Source organism: Paenibacillus luteus, assembly GCF_006542765.1.
GTDB lineage: Bacteria > Bacillota > Bacilli > Paenibacillales > Paenibacillaceae > Pristimantibacillus > Pristimantibacillus luteus.
On sequence record NZ_SKCD01000021.1, the window covers coordinates 1 to 25991 of the forward strand.

At 48.6% G+C, this 25991-nt stretch carries 26 protein-coding genes and 1 other annotated feature; of the genes, 20 read left to right on the plus strand and 6 right to left on the minus strand.

Translation table 11 applies throughout. The features are described from left to right. Window positions 1-97: 97 nt before the first annotated feature. Window positions 98-436 (minus strand): ketopantoate reductase family protein, encoded by a 339-nt coding sequence (locus tag E0496_RS16210; protein ID WP_241674832.1) that lies wholly within the window; start codon window positions 434-436, stop codon window positions 98-100. Between the two features lie 149 nt (window positions 437-585). Here E0496_RS16210 and E0496_RS16215 point away from each other — a divergent pair, with 149 nt between their 5' ends. After that, window positions 586-1137 carry a TetR/AcrR family transcriptional regulator gene (locus E0496_RS16215; RefSeq protein ID WP_141502831.1) on the plus strand — a complete coding sequence of 184 codons (552 nt, stop codon included), beginning with the start codon at window positions 586-588 and terminating at the stop codon, window positions 1135-1137. Window positions 1138-1234: 97 nt separating this feature from the next. On the opposite strand, the gene E0496_RS36190 is transcribed toward E0496_RS16215, so the two are convergent. Together E0496_RS36190 and E0496_RS16220 are read right to left on the minus strand one after the other, a co-directional pair. Further along, window positions 1235-1381, minus strand: a complete 147-nt coding sequence (locus tag E0496_RS36190; protein WP_206669786.1) for a hypothetical protein — start codon at window positions 1379-1381, stop codon at window positions 1235-1237. 266 nt (window positions 1382-1647) lie between these two features. Continuing rightward, window positions 1648-2592 carry an alpha/beta fold hydrolase gene (locus tag E0496_RS16220; protein ID WP_141502832.1) on the minus strand — a complete coding sequence of 315 codons (945 nt, stop codon included), beginning with the start codon at window positions 2590-2592 and terminating at the stop codon, window positions 1648-1650. Between the two features lie 100 nt (window positions 2593-2692). Here E0496_RS16220 and E0496_RS16225 point away from each other — a divergent pair, with 100 nt between their 5' ends. Both E0496_RS16225 and map read left to right on the plus strand, forming a co-directional pair. Continuing rightward, window positions 2693-3604: a helix-turn-helix transcriptional regulator gene (locus E0496_RS16225; RefSeq protein ID WP_141502924.1), complete on the plus strand. Its 912-nt coding sequence runs from the start codon at window positions 2693-2695 to the stop codon at window positions 3602-3604. 349 nt (window positions 3605-3953) lie between these two features. Beyond that, the gene (map, locus tag E0496_RS16230; protein ID WP_139998550.1) at window positions 3954-4700 is read left to right on the plus strand and encodes a type I methionyl aminopeptidase; all 747 of its coding nucleotides are present in this window, start codon (window positions 3954-3956) and stop codon (window positions 4698-4700) included. 106 nt (window positions 4701-4806) lie between these two features. On the opposite strand, the gene E0496_RS16235 is transcribed toward map, so the two are convergent. Beyond that, complete coding sequence (locus E0496_RS16235; protein ID WP_141502925.1) at window positions 4807-5241, minus strand: AsnC family transcriptional regulator; 435 nt, start codon at window positions 5239-5241, stop codon at window positions 4807-4809. A 157-nt stretch (window positions 5242-5398) separates the two neighbouring features. Here E0496_RS16235 and E0496_RS16240 point away from each other — a divergent pair, with 157 nt between their 5' ends. Continuing rightward, window positions 5399-5860 carry a VOC family protein gene (locus E0496_RS16240; protein ID WP_141502833.1) on the plus strand — a complete coding sequence of 154 codons (462 nt, stop codon included), beginning with the start codon at window positions 5399-5401 and terminating at the stop codon, window positions 5858-5860. Window positions 5861-6320: 460 nt separating this feature from the next. Here the strand turns inward: E0496_RS16240 and E0496_RS16245 are convergent, their stop codons facing one another. Then, window positions 6321-6530 carry a hypothetical protein gene (locus E0496_RS16245; RefSeq protein WP_139998553.1) on the minus strand — a complete coding sequence of 70 codons (210 nt, stop codon included), beginning with the start codon at window positions 6528-6530 and terminating at the stop codon, window positions 6321-6323. A gap of 337 nt (window positions 6531-6867) precedes the next feature. On the opposite strand from E0496_RS16245, the gene E0496_RS16250 reads away from it, so the two are divergent. From E0496_RS16250 to E0496_RS16265, 4 genes are all read left to right on the plus strand, one after another. After that, window positions 6868-7272: a hypothetical protein gene (locus E0496_RS16250; RefSeq protein WP_141502834.1), complete on the plus strand. Its 405-nt coding sequence runs from the start codon at window positions 6868-6870 to the stop codon at window positions 7270-7272. Between the two features lie 90 nt (window positions 7273-7362). Next, window positions 7363-7594 (plus strand) — a binding site (T-box leader). Window positions 7595-7643: 49 nt separating this feature from the next. Beyond that, window positions 7644-9512, plus strand: a complete 1869-nt coding sequence (locus E0496_RS16255; protein WP_141502835.1) for an arginine--tRNA ligase — start codon at window positions 7644-7646, stop codon at window positions 9510-9512. A 97-nt stretch (window positions 9513-9609) separates the two neighbouring features. Next, a complete protein-coding gene (locus E0496_RS16260) occupies window positions 9610-11880 on the plus strand; it encodes a heavy metal translocating P-type ATPase (RefSeq protein ID WP_161601447.1) in 2271 nt (756 codons plus the stop codon). Continuing rightward, window positions 11877-12563 carry a sulfite exporter TauE/SafE family protein gene (locus E0496_RS16265; RefSeq protein ID WP_141502837.1) on the plus strand — a complete coding sequence of 229 codons (687 nt, stop codon included), beginning with the start codon at window positions 11877-11879 and terminating at the stop codon, window positions 12561-12563. The genes E0496_RS16260 and E0496_RS16265 overlap by 4 nt, the downstream gene beginning before the upstream one ends. 5 nt (window positions 12564-12568) lie before the next feature. On the opposite strand, the gene E0496_RS16270 is transcribed toward E0496_RS16265, so the two are convergent. Beyond that, window positions 12569-13015 carry a FixH family protein gene (locus tag E0496_RS16270; RefSeq protein ID WP_141502838.1) on the minus strand — a complete coding sequence of 149 codons (447 nt, stop codon included), beginning with the start codon at window positions 13013-13015 and terminating at the stop codon, window positions 12569-12571. A gap of 317 nt (window positions 13016-13332) precedes the next feature. On the opposite strand from E0496_RS16270, the gene E0496_RS16275 reads away from it, so the two are divergent. The 12 genes from E0496_RS16275 (at window position 13333) to hrpB (ending at window position 25962) form a co-directional block, all read left to right on the plus strand. Beyond that, window positions 13333-14289, plus strand: coding sequence for an ABC transporter substrate-binding protein (locus tag E0496_RS16275; RefSeq protein ID WP_141502839.1), 957 nt, complete (start codon window positions 13333-13335; stop codon window positions 14287-14289). Window positions 14290-14293: 4 nt separating this feature from the next. Beyond that, window positions 14294-15331 carry a FecCD family ABC transporter permease gene (locus tag E0496_RS16280; protein WP_141502840.1) on the plus strand — a complete coding sequence of 346 codons (1038 nt, stop codon included), beginning with the start codon at window positions 14294-14296 and terminating at the stop codon, window positions 15329-15331. Continuing rightward, entirely contained in the window at window positions 15328-16110 is a 783-nt protein-coding gene (locus E0496_RS16285) for a heme ABC transporter ATP-binding protein (protein ID WP_141502841.1), read from the plus strand. Before E0496_RS16280 ends, E0496_RS16285 begins: the two co-directional genes overlap by 4 nt. Window positions 16111-16143: 33 nt before the next feature. Next, window positions 16144-17208 carry a nicotinate-nucleotide--dimethylbenzimidazole phosphoribosyltransferase gene (cobT, locus tag E0496_RS16290; RefSeq protein ID WP_141502842.1) on the plus strand — a complete coding sequence of 355 codons (1065 nt, stop codon included), beginning with the start codon at window positions 16144-16146 and terminating at the stop codon, window positions 17206-17208. Window positions 17209-17218: 10 nt separating this feature from the next. Continuing rightward, window positions 17219-17809, plus strand: a complete 591-nt coding sequence (gene cobU / locus E0496_RS16295; RefSeq protein ID WP_141502843.1) for a bifunctional adenosylcobinamide kinase/adenosylcobinamide-phosphate guanylyltransferase — start codon at window positions 17219-17221, stop codon at window positions 17807-17809. Beyond that, window positions 17806-18786, plus strand: a complete 981-nt coding sequence (cbiB, locus tag E0496_RS16300) for an adenosylcobinamide-phosphate synthase CbiB (RefSeq protein WP_141502844.1) — start codon at window positions 17806-17808, stop codon at window positions 18784-18786. Before cobU ends, cbiB begins: the two co-directional genes overlap by 4 nt. After that, window positions 18768-19580, plus strand: coding sequence for an adenosylcobinamide-GDP ribazoletransferase (cobS, locus tag E0496_RS16305; protein WP_141502845.1), 813 nt, complete (start codon window positions 18768-18770; stop codon window positions 19578-19580). The genes cbiB and cobS overlap by 19 nt, the downstream gene beginning before the upstream one ends. 19 nt (window positions 19581-19599) lie before the next feature. Further along, entirely contained in the window at window positions 19600-20703 is a 1104-nt protein-coding gene (cobD, locus tag E0496_RS16310) for a threonine-phosphate decarboxylase CobD (RefSeq protein WP_141502846.1), read from the plus strand. 33 nt (window positions 20704-20736) lie between these two features. After that, window positions 20737-21447: an adenosylcobinamide amidohydrolase gene (locus E0496_RS16315; protein WP_141502847.1), complete on the plus strand. Its 711-nt coding sequence runs from the start codon at window positions 20737-20739 to the stop codon at window positions 21445-21447. 157 nt (window positions 21448-21604) lie between these two features. Continuing rightward, a complete protein-coding gene (corA, locus tag E0496_RS16320) occupies window positions 21605-22555 on the plus strand; it encodes a magnesium/cobalt transporter CorA (RefSeq protein ID WP_141502848.1) in 951 nt (316 codons plus the stop codon). Between the two features lie 25 nt (window positions 22556-22580). After that, entirely contained in the window at window positions 22581-23405 is an 825-nt protein-coding gene (locus E0496_RS16325; RefSeq protein ID WP_141502849.1) for a hypothetical protein, read from the plus strand. Between the two features lie 28 nt (window positions 23406-23433). After that, window positions 23434-25962 (plus strand): ATP-dependent helicase HrpB, encoded by a 2529-nt coding sequence (hrpB, locus tag E0496_RS16330; RefSeq protein ID WP_141502850.1) that lies wholly within the window; start codon window positions 23434-23436, stop codon window positions 25960-25962. The last annotated feature ends 29 nt before the right edge of the window (window positions 25963-25991 follow it).

Genomic DNA, 25991 nt, shown 5'->3' on the forward strand with positions numbered 1-25991 from the left:
ATAAAATCAAACACTTCCGACGTGTGGCTACTCGTTACGACAAGTTAGCCAAGTCATTTTTGTCGTTTGTATATGTAGCTGCCATCTTCAAATTGTCTCAGTAATGAGTTTTCAGACACGTCCTAGTCATCGTAACTATATTTTTGCTTTGATTATCTTTTAGCGCTAACAACGCTGATTCGGACCGATCATAACGAACGGTAACGAATATGAAATCGTATATATCGTCATTTTCGAGCGTATCAATGACATTCACTTGTATCGATCTAACCGTACCTTTTTCTTTATATTGCAAGCCATTTTCTCTTAATGATTTAAATCTATTAGAATGTGCAAACAGGCTAACATCAAACCCTGCTTCAATAAGCTTAATTGCGTACATGCTCCCGATGACTCCTGCGCCAAAAATTAAAATTCTAGCTTGTTTTGCTAACATGAATACCCCCCCCTACTTATTAACAATCCCTTTTGATTATCAGACAACATGTTGTATGATGTGATTATAAATCTTCAATATTCCTTGATCAACCATCAGTTTTTTATGATTTGTCGGATGATATTCTTATTCGCTAGTAGGAGGTAAATATGAAAAAGCAACCCCAAATAACGGAGAAAACAAGACAAACGTTTGTAGATGTTTTTTGTGAGTTATATAGCCAGAAGCCGATTGAGAAAATTTCGATTCAGGAGATTGCGAATAAGTCAGGATATAACCGCAGCACCTTTTATCAATACTTTACTGACATTTACGAATTGTTAGACTCTGTTGAAAACGATTTATTGAATGAAATGAAAAAAGAATTGGCGAATAAAGAGCTATCGATACATACGGTTCAAGATACGCTCTATTGTCTGGACAAAAGAGAACATCTCCTCGTTCTTAACGCTCTTTTGGGTGATTATGGAAGTGTCCGTTTTTTAAAACGCTTAAAAAAAGAAATCACTTTGGATCAATTAGAATTAAACGTTCCGCAAAACCATTCCTTAACGCCTTATTTAATTGAGTTTTACCTGACAACTTCCCTTTCTTTATTTCGTCTTTGGCTCCAGCGTCAAAAGGATTTATCGTCGGAACAATTTTCCAAGTTAGTGGAGAACCTATATTCAAGAGGGATTACGCCCTATTTTAAAGAATGAGTCTGTTATTCAAACCAAATCCATTGCCCCTATTTGTGATACGGTTCAGCTTATCATCGCTAAGGCGAAATCATTTGTTGTTTTTTCTATGGGCAAATCAATACGTGAAAGCATTCTCGAGGATTTTGTCGAACGTCCTGCCGGTCAGCAGCTCCTCAAGGGTCCCAACTTGGACGATCGGCTGATCGGCTGATCGGCTTAATCCCGCCGCCGTGCACCGCGTGCGGCGGGATCGAGTCCACATCTAACAAAGCGGGGGCGTCCGTCAAAGCGACGAAGTACTCGGAGATCAGCCCATGAGCCTGATCATGCCCCCTTACCCTTCCTCAACACGCTGACCACGCCCGCCCGCCGCCCGCATGGCTCACGACCGCCACACCTTTATAAAGACACGTCCTAGCCCAACCGGGGTAGCGGTGCCCAATCAGTCACCTCAAAGACGGTGACCGCGTCTCATTCCACCCTCCCGGTCAAGCGTAGGGCAGGCTCAACCTTGAAACGCTCTTGAAACTAAATGGCATTCTGCTGTTCCAGCCATCTCAAAATCGCTTGGTTTGTTTCTTCCGGCTTTTCTTGCTGGATCCAATGGCCGCAATCCAGATTGACTACTTCCACATTGGGAACGAACATTGACAGATTTTCAGACTTCGGAACCACATCCCGGTCACCATAGATCATGAGAGTCGGCTGTTGGATGATTGGGTTTACCTCCGCCAATAAGCGCCAGTTGCGGTCAAGGTTCCTGTACCAATTTATGCTGCTCGTAAACCCTGATCTTTCAAAGGCTGATACGAAAACGGCCAGTTCATCGTCATTCATCAAGGGCTCGCCGCTCGGTGTTTCCGCGTTGGCAAGATTGATCATCGCCATGCCGAGCTCAGGTCCTCTGAGAGGCTCGTTCTTGCGGTACAGGTTGCGAAGAAAGCGAAACGTATTCTTATCCAATACGGCGTCCGCGACACCTGGCTGTCGATTGAAGTGGACAAAATAGTAGTCGATGCCAAGTATTTCCTCCAAGAACTCGATCCAAGGTTTTTCTCCGCGCTCTTGGTAAGGCAAGCTCAGATTTATCACTTTGTTTACACGTTTTGGATGCAGTAAGGTCAGTCCCCAAACGACCATTGCCCCCCAATCATGACCGACAAAGGTGGCATGTTCGTATCCGTAATGATCGAGAAGTGCCACAAGATCACCCGACAAGTGTTCAATGTCATAGTCTTTTACTTCGGTCGGTCGGGATGAGTTGCCGTAACCCCGCTGGTTTGGGACGATGACATGGTAGCCCGCTGCGGCAAGGGCGGCCATCTGATGGCGCCAAGAAAAGGCATGCTCTGGCCAGCCATGACAGAGGACAATGGGTTTTCGGGCATTTTGTCGGCCTGCTTCAAAGATTTCGAGTTCCACACCGTTGACTGTAATAAGGGTGGGCTTGGGAAAATCGGTTGGATTAAACATTAATCAAAACCTCCTTCTTGTGATACATTTAGTATAATGAACAAAAGGTGACATCTTATTGTCACCATTCTGAAATCGTGTAGAAAAAAAGAGGGCAATGATGGACAAAGTGGAGAGACTCATTTCAATTATCATGATATTGCTAAAAAAAGAGGTTGTTTCTGCAAAGGAATTCTCACAACTATTCGATGTTTCCAAAAGAACGATCCTTCGCGATATGGAAACATTGAGCTTAGCGAGCATCCCGATCTACTCTGTCAATGGGGTCAAAGGCGGCTACGGCATAATGGATGAATACAAGGTTGATAAACGCCTTTTAAGCAGCTCCGATTTACAGAATATATTAACCGCGCTCGGCGGATTGGAACAAATCCTCCTTACTGAAGACGTTGAAAGAACGATAAAAAAAATAGAGGCAATGGTTAGTCCATTGTCTCTGAATCGTTCCATTCATCTGTCATTTTATGATTGGGAAGGTCGGTCCGAGATTCTTGAAACCTTAAGGACATGTCAGGAATCCATTTTAAAGAAAAGGCTGGTTTCGTTTGATTATACAGATAAAGACGGGGCTGTAACGAATAGAATGGTCGAACCCTATGAGCTGCATTTTAGCGAATCGAGTTGGTACTTAAAAGGATTCTGTTTACATCGACAGGGGTATCGAACATTCAAGCTATCTCGGAGCGATCATATTACTATGGATGAACGCGCGTTTCATCCTAGAGCCGATTGGTTAGAGCAAGGATATGAAGCAAGTTATCTACCGCAATTCGTCACGATTAAGGCATGGATAACACCTAGCATAATAGATCAAATCGTCGAAAGGTATGGTCGGAGAAGTATTGAGGACCATAGCTCTGGACTTTTATTAGCAACCATTTATGTCCCTCAAAATCAGAGGGGATTTCAATTTTTAGCAAGCTTGGGCACTCATCTAACAGTTATAGAGCCCAAAACCTATGTTGAAGACTTTCGGAATTATTTATATCATATGGTGGAGAACTATTCCTGATAAAGGTCTCGTCTCGATATGTGACCGATGCCACATGAGTTGGGCCTTTACGCGCTTCTTCATAGATTTAGCATTGAAGCTTCAACCCTCAACTCGATACCCATTGGATGAGCTATATGCATATGCTGAGGTAAACCGTATAAAGCAGGAGCATTTTTCGAACCTGTGGATTGCAGTAGGAAAAGATTCCCTAGATTTATTAAAAAGGAAAATTCGTTGAACGAGAGTACCCCGTAAATTAGGCTTGATATATTTTTGTGAAGAAATACGGTATTCTTATAATCACAATATGGAATAGAAAAAAACTTCAGAATGATCCATTCATGAAGTAAAGGATTGGGTGATTGAAATGATTATCATAAAAACGGCAGAAGAAATTGCGAAAATGAAAAAAGCGGGCGAAATATTAGCAGCGTGCCACCGTGAGCTGCGAACCTTTATTCGGCCTGGATTAACAACGATGGAAATCGACCAATTTGCTGAAGCATTTTTGCAAAAAAATGACGCGATTCCTGAGCAAAAAGGGTATCATGGCTATCCATATGCGACATGCACATCTGTAAATGATGTCATCTGCCACGGATTTCCAGGTCAGACCGTACTCGTAGAGGGCGATATCGTTACCGTTGATATGGTTGTGAATTTGGATGGGTGGCTTGCAGATTCGGCCTGGTCCTACAAGATCGGCAATGTGTCAGAAACTTCCCAAAAACTGCTCGACGTCACGAAGGAATCATTATATAAAGGCATTGAACAGGCAGTTGTGGGCAATCGGATCGGAGATATTTCAAATGCAATTCAAGTGTTTGCTGAAGCACAGGGCTTCTCGGTCGTACGTGATTTCATCGGGCACGGCATCGGCCAGAAGATGCACGAGGAGCCGCAGGTTCCGCATTACGGACCACCGAATCGTGGAACACGTCTAAAAGCAGGAATGGTATTGACGATAGAGCCAATGCTGAATACGGGAAAATACCATAGCAAAATTGATTCTGATGGCTGGACGGCGCGAACCGTTGATGGCGGCTTATCGGCTCAATATGAGCACACGATTGCGATTACCGACGAGGGTCCCGTTATTTTGACGGAACAATAAGGTTTCGAATGGATGGAGCGGCCTCGCTTGCGGGAGGCTGCTTTTTGCTGTATTGGGCATTTCAAACGTGTCGTGATTGTTTAGGGGCATACGTGAAAAAATGGTATTAGAGCCTAATCCGATTCTCTAATATGTTTTTCATACTGATATGTGATTTTGAAGGCCCGAGCTTTACAAGCTCATCCTGAAAATCTGCAAGCGCAGAGATCGAAGCGGTCTGCACCTGAATCAGGTAATTATATTCACCGCTAATGCGAAACAAACCGGTCACTTCGAATGATCCCTCGCAAAAATCAACTAACTGCTGGCAATGCTCCGTCTTGATGAGGATGAATGCGGTGGTGCCGCGGCCAAGCTTCTCCAAGTCCAACGCTGTCGTATAACCGGAAATAATTTGTTTCTCTTCCAGCTTGACGATTCTTTCTTTAACAGAAGGCTGCGACATAGCGATTTCTTTGCTCAATTGGGCAATGGTCATTCGCGCATGATTTTGAAGTAATTGGATAATTTTTTTGTCGGTTTCATCTATATTATGTTCCAGATCGAACAACTCCTTGTCTTCTTAAAAAGTTAGGTAACACCAATAAAATAACTATGATTAAGTAATCATTTTACTACAAATGCCTTATTTTTTCTATTTGAAAACCTCCTTGTTATTTCTATAATTATTGTAGATAATTAAAGAGGAGTGAGAATCGATGAGTATAAAAGGTCTGGCTCATGTAGCTATTCAAGCGAATAATTATGAGCAAACCATTGCATTTTATACGGAAGTTTTAGGATTTAAGGCGGGTCATCATTGGAGCTTGCCGTCGTTTAAGATTAAAGATGCCACCATGCTCATTTCTCCGGATCAAAAAACATGCATTGAAGTTTTTGACAACGAAGCAGAAATTGCTGCCCAGGGCAAAAAGGCGGCATCTGCGAGTGAAATCGCTTATGGGGCGATTTTGCATTTTGCGTTTTACGTTAGCGATGTGGACGAAATCTATCATCGAGCGCTTGCTCATGGCGCCAAGGCTTATGTTGCTCCTGGCTCAATTACGCTTGGTGAGCCGCCCCTTGTGTTAAGAAACGCGGTGATACACAGCCCGAACGGTGAAGTGATCGAGTTTTTGGAAGAGGTTGATTTTAATGTCGAGGGCAGAACGGAGCATTAATCGAAATCTATGCCAGGCATCAAGATACTTTAGTTAAACTTAGATAATTCACAAAAGTCGGTCTTTTGCTGCCCATGTGGAGACACACTACTGGATTAGATCTATGATTTAGATCTATTTCTGTCCATTGGCCGATTATTGAACAAATAGATCTATATTTTAGATCTATCTCACAAAAATTGGTCAATTACCGCCTATATGGAGCTACACAGCTGATTTAGATCTATTTAATAGATCTATTTCTGTCCATTTGGCGACTTTTGATCAAATAGATCTAAATGTTAGATCTATTTCACAAAATCTAAGTCAAATCAAGAATCTGGCTGCAACTGCGCCCCTGAAGAATGATCTATTTGCGCACCGACCAAAAAGAGAAATTTTAGATTAATTTATCTATTTCATCCTTTTATGTGTGTAACAAAAAAAGACCGATTTTGGAATCGGTCTAATTTAACGCTTATTATACAAAAAATGAATTTGCAGCTCGGTGGATGATGCTTCCATCAGACATGCGGATGGAATCATCGTTATATCCTGTAACGGTAGACGCGGGTCTAATTTGCATCCCATTTTGCATTGCTTTAACACTTACTTTTTCCGCAATTGCAATTTCAAAGTCTTTATTTGTGATTAGTTTTTGACCAGCTTTTAGTTTGATTTTTTCTTGCATGTTAGATTGCCTCCATTATTGCGTTATTTGTTGTGTCGAGGTCATATGATACACTATCTATCTACGTATAGTAAACATATATTCTTCATTATGGACTTATTTTCTTAAATCCAATCGTTAAATCCAATCGTTTAAGAACAGGAAACTGTTGCTAGAAGTTATAAGGTCGAGAAAAAAAGTTTGTAAAGCGATTACATTTCGAAAAAATAGGTTTCGATTTATCGCCTTTAAACAGGGCGGTATTTTTGTGAAAATCAAAAGTGTTACTATTTCGTCAATAGGAGCGTCTTTCTTATGTCAGAAATTCCAACCACTATTGTCGAAAGTAGGAAAAAACATGAAACTGAAGTACGGTTATATGTTGTTAGGAGCGATGTCGCTCATGCTTATTCTGTTTGTTATGAATTGGGTCCGATTGAACACTGATAATTTCAATTATTTCCAAAGCTTCTCCGTGACTTTAATCAACCAATCTGATTATGATATTGTGTCTGTGGAGCTGGGTCTCGTAGGCAGCAATTCAACGCATCTGTATACTAAACGGCTGAAGGCAGGCGACAAATCCAAAATAAAGCCGCAATTAAACCTTGTTGGTGAGGGAAGCGTTTATTTGAAATATACGGATACCCGTGGAATAACGAAAGAAACATCAGCATGCGGATATACGGAATCGCTTTCCGGGCGTTCGACAATAACCATTGGCAATGACCGAATCGTCGAGAATATTCAAAAGTGCTTATAGTTTCATCAACAATCAATTAGACTATCATAAGCCCTCTTGACACGCCCACACGTATCCTGTATAAATACATTTAAGTATTCAACTGGATAATCAACATTGAGGAATGGGACAGTAGTCTAAGACAGAGAGTCACAGCGAGCCGGGTCAGTGGAAGCCGGTACGGATGTCTAAGATGAAGCGGCCCCAGGAAATGGTTTGCCGAACCGAATTGGAAGCAGTAGGCAGATCCGGTCAACGACCGTTACAAAAGCGAGGGGTCAAGTTCAGATTGGACTTGGCACTTAGAGTGGTACCACGGGATCTTAAGGCTCTCGTCTCTTATTTATAGAGACGGGGGCCTTTTTTTATTTTCAACCTAAGGAGGAGTAAACATGATTTATGAAAAAATGACATCAGCCATCGAAGAAATAGCTCAGTTTATGCTGTTGGAGGCGAAGCTTGAAAGACCGGAGAAGCTTGCCATCGCACTGCAACATCCGGTTAATCCGGAACATGGCGACTACAGCAGTAATATCGCTATGCAGCTTGCCAGACATCTCAAACGGGCTCCGATGCTGATCGCTGAAGATTGCAGGGAGAAGCTCTTAGCGAACCCGAAGCTCGCTCTTTCTATGGCAAAAATCGAAGTGGCTGCTCCCGGCTTCCTTAATTTTCATGTCCATTGGCCTTGGTGGGCTGCAGCTTCTGAACAGCCTACAACAGCGAGGGCTTCAAAAGGGAAAGTACTGGTGGAACATACGTCTATCAATCCGAATAAGTCGGCTCATATTGGTCATTTGCGCAACTCTTGCATCGGTGATACGATTGCCCGTCTGCTTAGAAAGTCTGGGCATCAAGTTGAGGTGCACAATTATATCGATGATCTTGGCAACCAACTGGCCGATACGGTGGTAGGGATAAACGAGACTAAGACGGAGGAGACTTTCGCTCGCTTCGGTGATTTTTGCTGGGAGACCTACTCCAAAATAAATAAAGCCTACAAAAATGATCCTACTTTGCTGGAGAAGAGGACCGAAGTATTGGCTCACCTGGAAGAAGGGCGCTCCAATGTGGCTTGGATGGGGTTGCTCATTGCAGAACGGATCGTTCGCGAACATGTGGAGGAGATGAGAAATTTCGGCATTTCCTATGACGTGCTCGTATGGGAAAGCAGCATCGTGAGGGAAGGCTTCTGGTCCCAAGCCTTTGAACAGCTTAAGCAAACGGCGGTGTTTCGCCAGGAGTCAGAAGGGAAGCTGAAGGGCTGCTGGGTACTTAAGCAGCAGGACCAAGATGAGGAGGAAGGTGAGGGCACTGAATTTCAGGCGGATAAGGTGCTCGTGCGCTCCAATGGATTATTGACGTATACAGCGAAAGATATTGCTTATCATTTGTGGAAATTCGGCTTGCTGGAACAGGATTTTCGGTACAAAAAGTTTAATGATCGACTCTGGTCAACGGATTCAGGCGGGAAAAAGAAAAAGATCGGCCGCGCCGACACGGTCATTAATGTCATCGACCAACGACAAGAATATCCGCAGGCGATGGTCAAACAGGCCTTGCTTGCGCTCGGCTATCAAGGGCAGGCTGAGCAGTTGAAGCATGTGAGCTATGGTGTCGTCTCGCTCAGTCCGAGTACGGCTGAGAGCCTAGGACTTGATATTTCGGATGGCAAGCATGCTTACGCGATGTCAGGAAGGCAAGGAATCGGTATCAAAATTGCTGACTTTCTGGCGCATATGGAACAAATTATTGACAGGAAGCGCTCACGCAAGGCAGGCATAACAAGCTTTGCTATCGCAGCAGCTTCAATCCGGTATTATTTGCTTCGTTTCCATTTGCAAACGGAAATTGTTTTTGATTTGGAGCAGGCCACCGAGGTATCGGGAAATACGGGCGTGTATTTGCTTTATTCTTATGCACGTTCTTGCAGCATTTTGAAGAAGGCGGCTGAAACCGATGCGGCATCGCCGGATTTGAATTCCTTTGTGCATCTGAAGCTTCAACAGCGGCTGTTGCTTCGTCAGCTGTCCTATTGGCCGGAAACGCTTCAAGCAGCTGTTAAAGAATTGGCTCCGAATCAGCTATGCAACTACGCTTATGAGCTTAGTACGTTGTTTAATCATTTTTATGCGACTTGCCCGATTCTGAAAGCAGAGGAGAATGATAGAGCCTTCCGCATTTGGTTGACGCAGAAGTATCAGCATACCATGTTTGAAGCGCTTGAAATATTAGGGTTGCCTACGCCAAACCGAATGTAAACACAGGTTCCATTCATGCAATTCGCTTGTCTGTCATATAGTTTAATTTAAGAGGTACAGGCTGGGAACGGTGATGAATGGAAGGCAGGTGTTTCCAATGGAGCATACAGAAAAGCATAGTGAGTCAGAGAATGATTTGACGATAGATTTTGCGATCCAAGGGATGAGCTGCTCGGCCTGTGCGGCCAGAATCGAGAAAGCCGTTGGCAAAATGGAAGGCGTCCAGATGGCTGCGGTTAGCTTTCCGCTTCGCACGGCATGGGTGCAATTTAAGCCAAACCATCTTACCCCCGAGCTAATAGCTGATCGAGTCAATCAGCTGGGGTTTGCCGCGCTGCTTAATGAGACAGCTAAAGCGGGGCTATATCAAGAGCACAAGACACTCAAAATCAGACTTATCCTTTCGATTATTTTGACCCTGCCGCTGTTAACCGGCATGCTTCAGCATATTCCTATGCTGGCTCCGCTCGCTTCTAGCCTGCCCAATTGGCTAACGATGCCATGGCTGCAGCTTCTGCTAGCTTCGGTGATACAGTTCGTTATTGGCATGCCCTTTTATTTTGGTGCCTATCATGCGGTTCGGGAACGCAGCGCCAATATGGATGTCCTTGTGGTGATCGGCACCACCGCAGCTTATTTATACAGTCATTATGTTGTTTTTCAGAATGGGCTGTTCGAGCCGCTATCAGCGACAGCTGCACATTCAGCCCCACTCTATTTCGAGACGTCGGCTGTCGTCATTTCGGCTGTCCTGCTCGGGAAGTTCATTGAAGTCTCTGCTTCTATCCGGTCACAGCACGGCTCAGAGGGCTACGGGAAGCTGCAAAGCCAGACTGCAGCCGTAGAACGTGCAGGTGAAGTCACACTCATCCAAACGGAATTTGTGAGAGCGGGCGACTTAGTTATCGTGCAAGCCGGAGAAGTGGTGCCGGTTGATGGCGTAGTCAGCAGCGGGTTTTCTGCGGCAGATGAAGCTTTGCTTACCGGAGAGAGCTTGCCCATTGCCAAGCGTGAGGGAGATTCGGTTTGGGCAGGGACGCGTAATCTTAGCGCTGAGCTTCGCATTCGTACGGAAGCCGCAGGCCATGATACGATGCTCAATCGCATCAGTGAGCTTGTCAGGCAAGCACAACGCTCGAAATCCGCGATTCAGCGCAATGTGGATGCAGCAGCAAGCTGGTTTGTACCCGTGATGCTGATGTTTGCTTTTGCTACGGTGATTATGTGGGGAGTTTTTCTGGAGCCAGGCAATTGGAGCCGAGCCTTTGTTTGCGGAATTGCCGTATTACTCGCTGCCTGTCCGTGCGCACTTGGCTTGGCTGCGCCGATTTCATTAGTGCTTGCATCGGGGAGGCTTGCCAAGCAAGGCATTATCGCTAAGGAAGCGGGCGTGCTAGAGCGAATGGCGACGATTCAAACCGTTATATTTGACAAAACAGGTACGTTAACCGAAGGGAAACCTCAGATTAGCGCATCGCTTTCCATCAAGGGAAGCCGAGCATCATTGGTGCGCCTAGCGGCTGCCGTTGAAGCGCAAGCAGCTCATCCGCTTTCTTTCGCTATCCTTCGCGAAGCCGCCAAGCATGGCCTGGTCATTCCTTCAGCCACCGAACACGTCTTTACGCCGGGAGGCGGTGTGGAGGCATTGGTCGAGGGGCAGCGTTTTGCGATTGGCAACGCCTTGTATGCCGCAGAGCGGGGATGGGAGGTAGGAAGCGAGGTGATCGCTTTTGCGAATCAACGAGAGCAATACGGCGAAACCGTACTGTATGCGGCTATCGGAAGAAAGTCAATGGGTGCCATTGCTTTTAGCGATAAGGTGAAGTCGAATGCAAGGGAAACGATTGCGGAACTGAGAACCCTGGGCGTGTCATCAATCCTAGCTACAGGAGATCATATGGCCCCTGCAAAAGCGGCTGCCAAAGAAGCGGGGATCGCGACTGTGCATGCTTCCATTTTGCCTGAAGGGAAAGTGGCTCTTGTCGAACGGTTTAAGCGTCAGGGCAAGCGCGTCGCGATGGCTGGAGACGGCTGGAACGACGCGCCGGCGCTAGCAGCGTCTGACGTTGGTCTGGCTATGGGGGAAGGGGCTGACGCGGCATTAAGCGCAGGCCATATGACGCTCTTATTCTCACGACTGCAAGCGATCCCAGAGGCTATAAGAATCAGTCGGTTAACGATTCGGAATATTCGTCAAAATCTAACCTTCGCTTTCTTATATAATGTACTTATCATTCCGTTCGCCGCTTTTGGATTGCTTGAGCCTTGGATGGCAGGAACGGCTATGGCTCTTAGCTCTGTTTCGGTCGTTGCCAATGCCCTTCGGCTTAGCGGTCAGCTGAGAAGAAGGGCTGGAGTGCGAGGATGACCATCACATGGCAGCAAATCGGGTTTATCATTTTGACCGGCTTGTTCAGCGCTCCCCATTGCATTGGCATGTGTGGGGGCATCGTTTCTACGGTGTCGACAAGCTCATCGGCCACCCTTCAAAAATCGATGCTTCTATATAATGCGGGACGAATCTTGTCCTATACCATGCTGGGCGCCGTCATGGGAGCGGTTGGATCTTTCGTTGACGTTGCTGGCAAGCTGGCAGGGGTTCAGGGCCTAGCATCTATTATCGGCGGGTGTTTCTTGCTGTTATGGCTATGGAGAAGATTTCAGCTGCCTTTGCTGCAGCATGTGTCTTCTTTCCTGCATAAGAGACTCATAGGTGGCGCCAAGCGGCCTTCAAATCAGGAAACTTGGCATTTGCTTGCTACCGGAATAGCTTTCGGATATTTACCCTGCGGCTTGACCTATGCCATGCAAATGACAGCAGCCTCGACCGGTTCATGGGCGGAAGGGGCTGCTGTCATGGCTCTGTTTGGCTTATCTACCTTTCCTGCATTAGCGGCGGCAGCTTCCATCGCTTCATTTGCAAGTAAAAAATGGCGCCGATTTATGAGGAAGGCAAGCGTAATTACGGCGATTGCTGTTGGCGTGATTTCGATTCTAAGAGGGTTAGCTGCCAATGGCTTCATTCCAACGATTAATCCATGGCTTTGGTAGATTCATTAATGAACAGCACGCAGCAATCGAACGATCGTATATTCTTCCTTGTTTTTTGTGTCGAGCGTTAAGGTTGCCTTCCAGGTGCCCGCCATTAGCGGGACGCCTTCTCCGGCATATTTTCCGGGAGCTACTTCGGTCATTGCAAAGGCATAGTCACCGCAAATCATATTGACCATATCCAGTTTGACGGAGAGGCTCGCGCCTTCCAAAGGAGCGCCGGTCGGATCCGTCAGGTCGATTTCAAAGCGGTTTTCATGTAGTACCTTAGCCGGGTATTCAGCAATGGACCATACGGCATAGCCGCTGTCGAACGTATGCTCCGTCATCGGCGGAGCAGCTTCATCGCTTGATTGCAGCCATACGATGCCTACTCCGATGACAATAGCGATTGCAATAAGCATAAGAGCATATTTGAACAAGGAAGTGCGAGATTTAGGTTCGGATAACATGATTAGCCTGACCTCCTAAGGTTATTGGATCCGATGTGACCAGCTTAAGTGCGGTACTTCATTACGTTACCTATGCGGCAAATGATTGAAGCAGAACGTTTTTGTTGCCAAGTCTCGCATGGAGTCGACATTGGACAAATGAAGTGCGACAGTGTATAGTAACTACGGATAATTTTATCCCTTGTAAGCAAACGGATGCGGATACGAAAATGCTTGAGTTATATCTTTCAAGTGGCGTATAACAGTATTTCTGGCATCTATGCCAGAGATGCTTTTTTTTATATACGAAAAACATCCTATAGGAGTGAAGAGAAAAGATGAACGGAATGAATCGCACCATGAAGAAGCTGCTTTTCGGCTTGCTGCTGACGATGCTGCTTGTCGTAATGGCTGCCTGCGGAGCGGTGAAAGAAGATAACAACCCGTCCGCGACAATTGCTCCAACCGAAACAGAGGCGCATTATCCGCTTACGTTGAAGGATGATACGGGCGTAGAGATCACCATTGGCAAAGAGCCTTTAAAGGTTGTTACGCTAGCGCCTAGTGAAACAGAAGCTATTTATGCCATTGGCGCAGGTGGGCAAGTCGCAGGCGTGGATGAATACAGCAACTATCCAGAGGATGCGGCTAACAAGCCGAAGATTGGGGATATGGCAACGAATATCGAAGCAGTGGCTGCGTTAGATCCTGATCTTGTAATTGCTTCTTCCTCTATGAACACAGAAGCAATCACAAAGCTGCGCGAGCTGAACATAACCGTTTATGCGACTGATCCATTGACCTATGATGCGGTTATTGCCAAAATCGAAAATTTAGGTCATATTATGAATAAACCGTCCGAGGCCGCCGCAGTTGCCGAGCATATGCGCGAGGTTAAGAAGCAAGTATCGGAAGCGGTTAAGGATGCTGAGAAAAAGAAGGTTTATCTGGAATTCTCACCTGGATGGACAGTTGGCTCGGGTACATTCTTGGATGAGCTGATTACCTTGGCAGGCGGTACGAATATCGCTGGTACATCGCCGGGCTGGTATGAAGTAAGCGCTGAGGATGTCGTTCAGCAAAATCCGGAGCTTATTATCTATCCTAATCTAAAGGAGGACCCGAATCCGATCGTTGCGGGCATCGAGAGCCGTCCAGGTTGGGAAGTCATCGATGCGGTGAAGAACAAGCAAATGCACGCAGTGACCGAAGATCCGCTTGTACGCGTAGGACCGCGGCTTGCCGATGGATTACTCGAGCTTGCGCAGGTCATTCACCCGGATCTCGTAAAATAATCACATGACCTATAAATTAGTTTGGTATGGAGGAGCAGCTATGCTCCTTCTTGCTGTTTCTATCGTTATCAGTTTATCCATTGGATCGGCTGGCATTTCGATCAGGGACGTCTGGGGAATTCTGCTTCATCAACTGCCTTGGCTGGCTGATCAGCCAGTGCCTTATTCCTCAGGGGAAATCGCTATCGTAACACAGGTGCGGCTCTCGCGGATTTGGCTTGCCGTTCTTGTTGGCGCCTGTCTTGCCCTTGCAGGGACAGGCTTTCAAGGCGTGCTTCGCAATCCCCTTGCTGATCCTTACACGCTCGGGGTAGCATCAGGCAGCTCTGTTGGAGCCGCCTTCATCATTTTATTCGGATTGCAGGCGGCACTTGGCTTGTGGACGATCCCTCTTGTTGCTTTTGCAACGGGAACGGTTACGCTGCTGGGTGTTTTCTGGCTGTCGCGGGATAAAGGAGTGATGCAGATTGAAACGCTAATTCTTTCCGGTGTCATTATCCAATCGTTTTTAGGCGCTTTTGTTTCGTTTATGGTCTCTTTATCGGAAGGCGTCGTCAATCAAATTTTGTTTTGGCTGATGGGATCTCTGGCCATGCGGAGCTGGGACAATGTATATATGCTTATTCCTTTTCTTGCCCTTGGACTTCCGCTATTGCTCGTCTATGGCAAATCTCTTAATTTGTTTGTGCTTGGCGAGAGGCATGCTGCGCATCTCGGCGTAAGAGTCGAACGAACAAAGCTGATCATACTCATCAGCTCGACGCTTCTTACGGCTGCTGCAGTATCTGTTTCCGGAGTTATCGGTTTCGTCGGACTGGTGGTTCCGCATTTAATCCGCTTGATAGTGGGTCCGGATTACCGGCTAATTACGCCGTTATCCGCAATCGGTGGCGGCATATTTGTGCTTTGGGCGGACACGCTTGCCCGTACGGCGCTGACTCCTAGGGAAATTCCGCTAGGTGTCGTTACGGCGCTCATCGGTGCTCCTTTTTTTGCCTATTTGCTGCACAGAAGGAAGCTGAAGACGGGAGGGCCATTATGATTGAGGCACAGGACATTGTGCAGACGGTACAAGGAAGGACTGTGCTGAATGGTTTATCCTGTTCATTCCAGAAAGGGCGCATGTATGGCGTGATTGGCCCAAATGGCGTCGGCAAATCGACGCTGCTGCATCTATTGTCCGGCGTGGAACAGCCGAAAGCCGGTAAGGTGCTGCTGGATGGACAACGGATATCCGCATATCCCCGGAAGCAGCTCGCCAAACAAATGGCTGTACTTCAGCAGAGCGGATTGCCGCCCGTGGGCTTCTCCGTCAGGGAAGTTGTCAGCATGGGCAGATATCCTTTTCAGAGCTGGCTCGGAGGGGATGAACAGGATGCCGACCAGATCATTGACAGAGCTTTGTCAGATATGGGGCTTGGAGAGCTAGCGAACCGCAAAATGGACCAGCTAAGCGGCGGCGAACGGCAGCGTGTGGCCCTTGCCAAGCTGATGGCGCAAGAGCCTTCCATTATTTTGCTCGATGAGCCGACGACCTATCTCGACATCGGGTTTCAGGTACAGCTGCTGGATACGGTTCGAGCTTGGCAGCAGGCACGTGATTTGACAGTGATTGCTGTGCTTCATGACCTCAATCTGGCTTCCCTTTATTGCGACGAGCTTCTTGTGCTGCATAAAGGAAAAGTAGCGGCGGCAGGGGCTCCGCACGACGTACTGACATCCGCGATAATAGAGCAAGTATACGAGACCAAAACAACGATAATTACACATCCGGCGACGGGTGTGCCGCAAATTATGCTTCAACCGAACGTTAATTTTTGACTTAATCTTGCAAAGATGAAGGGGCAATTCAGAATGGGTAACGAGTTGTACATCCGGTTAAACGAGACGGTTAACCGAATAAAGCCGTTTGATGACGAGGCCGCAGCTTCGGCGCTGCAGCACTCCGATCATTTGACAAAGCCGCCAGGGAGCTTAGGAAAGCTAGAGGCGATCGCAATTCAGCTCGCGGGTATTTCAGGTCGTTTATGGCCGGACCTGTCGCGCAAATCGGTTATTGTGATGGCAGGTGACCATGGCGTATGCGAGGAAGGCGTAAGCGCGTTTCCGCAAGCTGTTACTCCGCAGATGGTTTTGAATTTTCTGAACGGCGGAGCGGCGGTCAACGTGCTTGCCCGGCAAGCAGGAGCTGAAGTGGTCTGTGTTGATATTGGTGTAAATGCGGATTTGGCGCATGAGCAGCTAGTCAGCCGTAAAGTGATTCGCGGCACGGCCAATATGGCGAAGCAGGCAGCCATGACGCGCGAGGAAGCGCTTGAAGCTATTTTGGTTGGGATCGAGATTGTTCAAGAGCAGGTGCGGCGTGGCTGTCGTTTGTTTGCGACAGGTGAGATGGGTATCGGAAATACGACAGCAAGCGCCGCGCTAACTACCGTATTGACAGGCATGTCGCCTGAGGAGTCCGTGGGACGAGGCACAGGCATTAATGACGAAAGCTGGGCAAACAAGGTAGAAGTAGTGAAGCGGGCGATTGCCGTGAACAAGCCTGATGCTAGCGATCCGATTGATGTGCTAGCCAAATTAGGCGGCGCGGAAATTGCAGGGCTTGTCGGCGTTATCATCGGCGCTGCTGCAAACGGCTGTCCCGTTGTGATTGACGGTTATATTTCGTCGACTGCCGCCCTCATCGCTTCACGAATTGCCAAGCAGTCGCTGCCTTATATGATCGCTTCCCACCTGTCGCAGGAGCAAGGGCATGCTAGACTGCTTGAATCGATTGGTCTATCGCCGATGATGCAGCTCGAGATGCGTCTTGGCGAAGGTACGGGAGCTGTCTTATGTTTTCATTTTATCGATGCTGCGCTCCATCTCATGCAGGAGATGGCCACGTTTGAGAGTGCAGGCGTCTCCAAGGAATAGGTGAGGAACAATGGCAATACTAGTAACCGGCGGAGCCCGCAGCGGAAAGAGCAGCTTTGCGGAGCAATACGCGATGCGCGTTGCTTCGCGAGGCATCTATCTCGCCACTTGTCAGCCGTATGATGATGAGATGGGGGAACGTACCCTCAAGCATCAGCTGGATCGTGAGAAGTCCGGATTTAACTGGGAGACGAGAGAGGAAGCCTATGACGCGGCAAGCCTTCTAGGGCAATTTGCAACGCAATTTGCATTGGATCTTGAAGCCGGCAGCGAGCCGCCCGTAGTGCTGCTCGATTGTTTGACCTTATGGCTGACGAATTGGCTTATGCTAGACGAACAACAACCGCCTGCTGACAAACGTCTGGCGATTGAAATTGAAAATTTAATAGATGCCATACATCACTATCCTTTTCCCTTGCTAATGGTTACGAATGAAGTTGGTGACGGCATCGTTCCGGCTTATCCGCTCGGACGGATATTCCGGGACGAAGCGGGTCGGCTCAATCAGCGGATAGCCTCTTTATGCGATCGCGTGTTTCTAGTAACTGCCGGCATTCCCTTAGAACTCAAATCGCAAGCCTTCAAGTGGGAACAGTTATGATTATTTATTCTCTGAAGGAATTGCTGCTGCTCGCCGCAGCGGCGATTGCAATTGACTGGGTCGTTGGCGATCCGAAATGGCCGACCCATCCGGTCATTTGGATAGGCAGGCTGATCCGGTTTCTGGAGCGCAGACTTGCTCCGGAACGATACAAAGAGCAGCAATCAGCTGTCAAGGCTTTAGGTGCTGCCTTGATGGTTATCACATTATTAATGAGCTGGAGTGTGACTTGGCTGCTTGTATGGACAGCCGATGCCCTGCATCCTTGGATTGGTTATGCGGTTAGTGCCTGGCTCATATCGACTACGCTGGCTGTTAAGGGCTTAAAGGAAGCGGCAATGCTTGTCTACGCTCCCCTTATCGAGGGCAGACTTGACGAAGCCAGAAAATATGTGGGCTATATCGTCGGTCGGGATACGGAAAGCTTGAATGAGCATGAATCTTCGCGTGCCGCTGTCGAGACGGTGGCGGAGAACACGGTAGATGCTTTAGTATCCCCTTTATTGTTCGCCCTGATTGGCGGGGCGCCGTTTGCCATGCTGTATAGGGCAGCTAACACGCTGGATTCTATGATAGGCTATCGGAATGACAAGTATAGGGATTTCGGCTGGTGCTCGGCAAGAACGGATGATTGGCTTAACTATATTCCCGCGCGCCTAACAGGCGTAATGCTTACGATTTCAGCAATGGCGTATTGTCAGATGAGCGCTAAGCAAGCTTTTAAAGCTATTGTGGCGTTTGCGCATCTCCATCCAAGTCCGAACAGCGGCATTCCCGAATCCGCGGTTGCGGGTGCGCTAGGCATTGAGCTCGGAGGAACAAATCTATATTTTGGCGTTCCGAGTGAACGAGCGAGAATGGGCTGGCCTACGCGTGAGCTGCAGCCACACGATATCGTGCTTACGGTCCGTCTTTTGTATAGTGTAAGCGTGATTTTATTTACGGGAGTGATTGCCGCATGGTTCGTCATGAGATAAAGCTGCAGCTGCAGGCGTTTGTCGCGGCTTTTCAATTTCTAACGCATGTCAAAATTCCAATTGCCGTTCCATTTAACGGTCCGGTTCTATCCAGAAGCATCCTCTATTTCCCGCTTGCAGGAGCGTTCATCGGCGCATGCCTTGCCGTTGCCTCCTGGTTGCTTGCTCCGTATATTCCGGCATGGCCGGCGGCGGTTCTTATTCTTGCCCTATGGACAGCTTTAAGCGGGGGTCTGCATCTTGATGGCTGGATGGATACCGCAGACGGCGTTCTTAGCCACCGCTCTCGCGAGCGCATGCTCGAAATTATGAAGGATAGCAGAGTTGGAGCCATGGGCGTTTTGGCTGCCGTACTGCTGCTATTATTTAAAGCTTCGTTGCTAGCTGAGCTATACAAGGGAAATCAGATCAGCTTGTATTGGCCGCTGCTCGTTTGCGTTCCTGTATGGAGCAGGGCGTGGATGGGCGCAGCAATTGCTTTCTGGCCGAATGCACGCAAGAATGAAGGGATGGGCGTTTTATTTAATGAGGTTAAAGGTCTTCAGGCCTGTGCTTCATTCCTTGTGTCCGCTGCCGTTACTTACTTTTTATTTGAGCTTGCAGGGATGGAGCATAATGCTTCCTTGATATGGATGCTGCTGCTCAGTATGGTTACGATTAGCTGCGGCGGACTGCTGGCAGCCTGGCTGCACCGAAAGCTGGGCGGTTTGACTGGCGATACTTATGGGGCAATGAATGAAGCGGTTGAAGCGATCTTGCTGTTTGCAATCGTCGTATGGATACATAATCAATGAAAAGGAGGGGTAAGCAACCATGTTGGAAAGATATGGCCATGGTGGCGACTTGCGTACCGCAGAGGAAGCTTTCGGCATGCCCGCAGCGCAATTTGTCGATTTTAGTTCGAATATGAATCCGCTTGGACCCCCGCAAAGCGTAAAGACTGTACTCAGCAACTATGCAGCAGTTATTGGGCAATATCCTGATCCTGCCGTGCGAGGCTTAAGAAGGAAGCTGGCGGAAAAACATCAAATTGATGAGCAATCAATTGTAGTAGGTAACGGTGCCGCAGAGCTGATTGACCTCATTGTACGCGCGCTTCAGCCAGAACGAACGACGCTTGCGATCCCATGTTTTGATGAATATGGAGATGCTTTACGTAAAATAGGAGCAGCGGTGAGCGAAATCAAGCTCTCTGCCGATCATCAGTTTCAATTGCGGATGGAACAAGCAAATGCCGATTGTGCAGCTATGCCAAACTCATTGTACATATTAGGCTCACCCAACAACCCCACCGGCCAGCTTGTGGACCCATCGCTCATTCGCACACTGCTAAGCAATGGGGCTTATGTGGTCGTTGACGAGGCTTTTATGGATTTTGTCCCGGAGGAATCGAGATTCAGTCTGGTACAGGAAGCGGCCAAGCATGAAAGACTGTTCGTTATCCGATCCATGACGAAGTTTTATTCCATTCCGGGCATCCGGTTAGGTTATATTGTCGGAACGCCAAGAGCGCTAAGCGGCTTAAAGCGACTGCAAGTGCCATGGAGCGTCAACTCTTTAGCGATGCTCATTGGCGAAGCGGTCTTGGAGGAAACGGAGTTTTCCGAGACCACAATGGCTTGGCTACGGCAAGAAAAGCCATGGCTTACCGAACAACTAAAGAAGATCGGCTTCCAGGTTACGGATAGTGCGGCTAACTATTTGCTTCTCCGGATACCAGAGACGGCGGGCCTGAGCGCCAGTATGCTTCAGCTTGAAATGGGCAAGCAAGGCGTATTGATCCGCGATGCCTCCAGATTTGCAGGACTTAACCATACCTACATCCGAGTTGCCATTAAGCTGCGGGCGCAAAATGAACAGCTGGTAGCAGCATTCAGCTCATGCCTGCAACGAAGCGGAAGCCCTAGTGTCAAATGATTCGAGATTTGAGTCCTTTAAGGAGGAGAAAGAATGACGCAGCCCTTTCGGAGCGGAAGCCATTATGATTCAACGATTTGGAGCGGCGTCCGTTTGCTTCTGAAGGAGGATCGGATAGAAACGAGTACGCCGGAACTTGTATATGTTCTTAGCAGTGCCGTTCACCCGGGAGGTTTTTCCTATGCGAACCGCATCGTAAATTGGAAAGTGCCGTTAGCCTATCATGGCCATGACCCCGTCCGTGACCTCATCCAGCAGTGCGCAAAGTGGGGTTGCGATCCGGCAGGTACGATTGGGCTCATTACAGCAGCGAAACTTACGCATGCGTCGATTAAGGAGATTGCTGGAGATCGGTTCAACCTGCTTTGCTGTACGACTGTCGGCACCCGCAACGCGGCTAGAGCAGGATTGCCTCGCAGCACCTTTTCCGCGTATGCAGCGGGTACGATTAATACCATTCTATTAATTGATGGGCAGATGAGCGAATCAGCGATGGTTAACGCAATTATTACGGCTACAGAAGCAAAGTCTGCAGCCCTTCAGCAATTAGGCATTACGGAGGAAGCGAACGGGCAGCTGGCAACCGGCACGACGACAGATGCTATCGTCATTGGAGTCAGCCAGGCGGCCGCTTGGGATGCGTTGCATGCCTATGCAGGTGCTGCAACAACAATCGGCTGCGCAATTGGCGAAGCGGTCTATGAGACTTTGCTGGAAGCGGCTCGAACGCAGCATGAGGACTAGATGCTAATCTGGATGATAGAGGGATGCTCAATAGTCCACCCAAAATACGCCCGGGAATGAACTGGCATTACAATCGTCGTTTTTTCGTGTAAAATGGATAAGTCGAATCATTGGCTTTACCTAAGGAATATGCGGTGTTCAGAATGGAGGTGTTCTCTTGATTCGAATAGATGGTTATACCAAACAAAAGGAATGGCGGTCGGATTTGAGCTTCGAGGATCTCAAATTGCCAGAGCTGGATTGGTACTGGGTAGATTTTGACAACCCGTCGGAAGAGGAATGCCGGCTGCTGGATACGTTCTTTCATTTTCACCCGCTAGCGATCGAAGATTGCTACCATTTACTGCAGAGGCCTAAAATGGACCATTATGATGACGTGCATTTTTTGGTGCTTCATGAGGTGGATTGGAAGACATTAACCGTAAATGAAATTAATATGTTCATTGGTCCTCATTTTCTCGTAACGTTTCATTATCAGCCTTCGCCGGAAATCAATGAAGCGCGGGGCAAGCTGATGGCCAGCGCGAAAATCGGGGAGACCGGACAGCTCTTTGCGGCATATCTCGTCATTGACAAGCTGGTGGATCAATATTTCCCTGCCGTACACGAACTGGAGGACCAACTGCTGGATATGGAAATCGGAAACGATGAGGTACGCAGCCAAACGATGATGAGCGATATTTTCAATATTCGGTCAAGGCTGCTGCGGCTTAGGAAAACGATCATGCCGATGCGCGATTTATTATATCGGATGACCAATACGGACCGCATTATCGGGCTGAAGCCTTATTTGGCTTTTTATCATGATATTTATGACCACTTGATCAAGCTATCTGAAATGATGGATTCCAGCAGAGAGATGACGGCTGATTTGAGGGACAGTTTCATATCATTCAATTCGAACCGGATGAATTCGATTATGAAAACTCTTACCGTCATCACGACAATCTTTATGCCATTAACCTTTTTGGCAGGCATTTATGGAATGAACTTCGTCAATATGCCTGAGCTTGAATGGAGCTGGGGGTATTTTGCAACGATCACCGTTATGCTGGTCATCGGACTATCGATGTATGCATGGTTTCGGACGAAAGGTTGGTTTAAATGAGGTTAGTTAAGGGGATTAAATAAAAATGGACATGAAAGAACGTGCCCCCATGGGCAGGAAACGGTGGTTCGCGGTCGGCGGGATATTAGCAGGCATTTTAATGGTTTTGGGCGTCATGCTTTATTTCATGATTATCGCGCTTGGCAATCGTTCGGCGATGGATACCCCAAAGCTGGAGGAAGCACTTCATTATACATACTTTTCGGAGACTTCGGCAAACGGCATGGAGCTTCATGTGCTTAAGACAAAGGCTGCCTATGTGACGCTGGAGACGATTAACAATAACGTTACCCTTACAAACAAAGTAGGCATTAATGGCGGATTCTTTTATGGCAATCAGCTGCTTAGCATTGGCGTGGTCAATAGCCTGCCTGTCAACAAAGAGATTGGCAGCTACGGTACTGGCGCGGAAAATGTAAAATATGCACGCGGCACGCTTGTGTGGGATGGGGCCTCAGACGCCTTAAGCGTACAAGTTGCAAGCAAAGCCTCGGAGCTCAAGGTGAAGGACCATACGCGTTTTTGGGCCCAAGGCGGCATCAGCATGAGCCTTGGCAGCGATGCGGACTGGGTTCAGCAAGCTGCTGTTGAAAATGCGCCATTCCCGGATGACGATCGGCTGCGCTCCGCCGCTGTTTATGACCATGCAGGCAATTTATATTTAGTCGTTAGCAAAACAAAGGGCACGTTGTCGATATTTCGCGAAGCTATCATCGACAGCATCGGAGACGGTAAGCTTATAGACGGAATCTTTCTTGATGGTGACGGCTCCTCTCAACTGCTGAGCAGTGAGGCTTCACTGCCTGGGGATAACAGGCCAGTTGTTCAAATGCTGCGCATCGTAAAATAAGATGGAACAACATAAAGGAGCAACCAGCATGAAACCAACGCAAATGCCTATTGACGCTGTACTGCCCGAGCTGCTGGCTTCGCTGCGCAGCTTTAACAATGCCGTACTCGTTGCTGAACCGGGAGCGGGCAAGACGACGCGCGTTCCGTTGGCGCTGCTTGATCAGCCATGGCTTGCAGGCAAAAAAGTCCTCATGCTGGAGCCGCGCAGGCTCGCTGCACGCTCAGCAGCCCAGTTTATGGCCAAGATGTTAGGCGAGCAGCCCGGAGAAACCGTCGGATACCGGGTTAGGCTCGACTCTCGTGTTAGCGTGCGAACGCGAATTGAAGTTATCACGGAAGGTGTACTGACACGAATGCTGCAGGAAGACCCGGCGCTTGAACAGGTGGGTGCTGTGCTGTTTGATGAATTCCATGAGCGCCATCTTCACGGCGATCTAGGCCTTGCTCTTTGCTTGCAATCTCAGCAGTTGCTTCGCGAGGATTTAAGGTTGGTTGTGATGTCTGCTACGCTTGCAGCAGGGCCGATTGCCGAGCTGCTTGGGGATGCTCCCGTGGTCCGGAGCGAAGGGCGGTTGTATCCGGTTGTAACCCAGTATGCAGCAGCAAGGCGAGCTGGCCCGATTGAGCCGGTCATGGCACGTACCATTGTTGAAGCGCTGCTCGCACATGAGGGCGACGTGCTTGCTTTTCTCCCGGGTGTTGCCGAAATCCGCCGTACCGCCAGATTACTGGCAGGGTCCGGGCTTGCAGCTAATATCCGAGTGGAGGAGCTGCACGGCAGCTTGCCGCTGGAGAAGCAAGATGCGGCCATCGCTCCTTGCGCACCAGGAAACCGCAAGGTCGTTCTTGCAACGTCCATAGCAGAATCCAGCTTGACGGTCGAAGGCATCAAGATCGTTGTCGATAGCGGTTTGATGCGCATTCCGCGCTTTTCGCCGAGAACGGGAATGACTAGGCTGGAGACGGTCCCCGTCTCCGCCGCATCGGCAGATCAGCGACGCGGTAGAGCCGGACGGACAGCGTCAGGCACCTGTTACCGGCTGTGGACCGAGCTTGAACATCCTTATTTGCCGGAGCAAAGCACGCCTGAGATTTTGGAAGCGGATCTTGCCTCTCTTGCATTGGAGCTAGGGGTCTGGGGAATTCAAGATCCTCGGGAGCTTGATTGGCTGACCGCGCCGCCAACTGCGGCATACGAGCAAGCTATTTCGCTGCTGAGGCAGTTGAACGCTGTTCAAGCGGACGGGAAACCGACAGCAGCAGGTGTGCAAATCGCGCAGTTCGGACTGCATCCGCGCCTTGGAGCAATGATCCTAAAAGCTTCCGATTTCGGTATGCTTAGGGAAGCTTGTGAACTGGCAGCTTTGCTAAGCGACAAGGATCTGCTCCCGCAAGAGCGCAATGTCGATGTGCAGCTTCGGCTGGAGCTGCTGCACCGGTTGACGGGGCGAAACCAGCAGTCCAGAATGGACGGCAGAGGAGATCACCCAAGCGTCCCCTTCGCATACCGCATCGCAGCCCAGGCGGATCAATGGGAAAGAGCAGCCGCACAGTATGCCAAGGCGCAGGCCGCAAGCCAAGGCCAAGATAAGCCTCCTATTGGCGTTCTCCTGGCGTTTGCCTATCCCGATCGGATTGCCCAGCGTCGAAGCGACGGACGTTATTTATTGGCAAACGGAAGAGGAGCCGTGCTGCCTGAGCTGCAGCCGTTGTCAAGATCGCCATTTCTTGCTGCCTGCGAGCTTGATGATGCCGGTACGGAGAGCCGAATACGGCTCGCGACAGAGCTTGAGTTAGGAGATCTGAATGCCCATTTGAGCTCTTATGTGACAACGGAAGCAGCAGTCGAGTGGGATTCGTCAGCACAAGCGGTTCGCGCACGGGAGCGTACGCGGCTCGGCACGATCGTACTGAAGGAAACCATCCTGCAGAAGCCGGATGAAAGCCAGGTGGCAGAAACGCTTTTGTCAGCTATACGCCAAGAAGGCTTTGCGATGCTGCCGATGAGCAAGCAAGCGCAGCAGCTGCAGTCGCGAATGAAACTGATGGCGCTAGCTGGCCAAGACTGGCCGTCAGCTACGGACGAAGCGCTCTTAGATACTGTGGATGAATGGCTGAAGCCGCATATTTACGGCATGAAGAGCCGATCAGACTTGCAGAGGCTGCCAATGGCGCAACTACTCGAGGGCAGGCTCAGCTATAAGCAAAAGCAAGAGTTGGACGAGCAGGTGCCCACTCATATCGTTGTCCCTAGCGGCTCACGTATCCCGGTAGATTACAGCGACCCAGAATCACCCGTGCTTGCCGTTCGCTTACAGGAGCTGTTTGGGATGAAGGACACGCCAAGATTGGCGAGGGGCAAACTGCCGGTCACCCTTCACTTATTGTCCCCATCGCAGCGGCCGGTGCAGGTAACGCGCGATTTGCGAAGCTTTTGGGAGAATGCGTATTTCGAAGTGAAGAAGGATTTGAAAGGCAGATATCCTAAGCATTCTTGGCCGGATGATCCGTATGCCGCTGTTCCGACAAATCGGGCCAAGCCTCGTAAATTTTAACGGATTCCATGAGGGCTTGGGCATCAGAG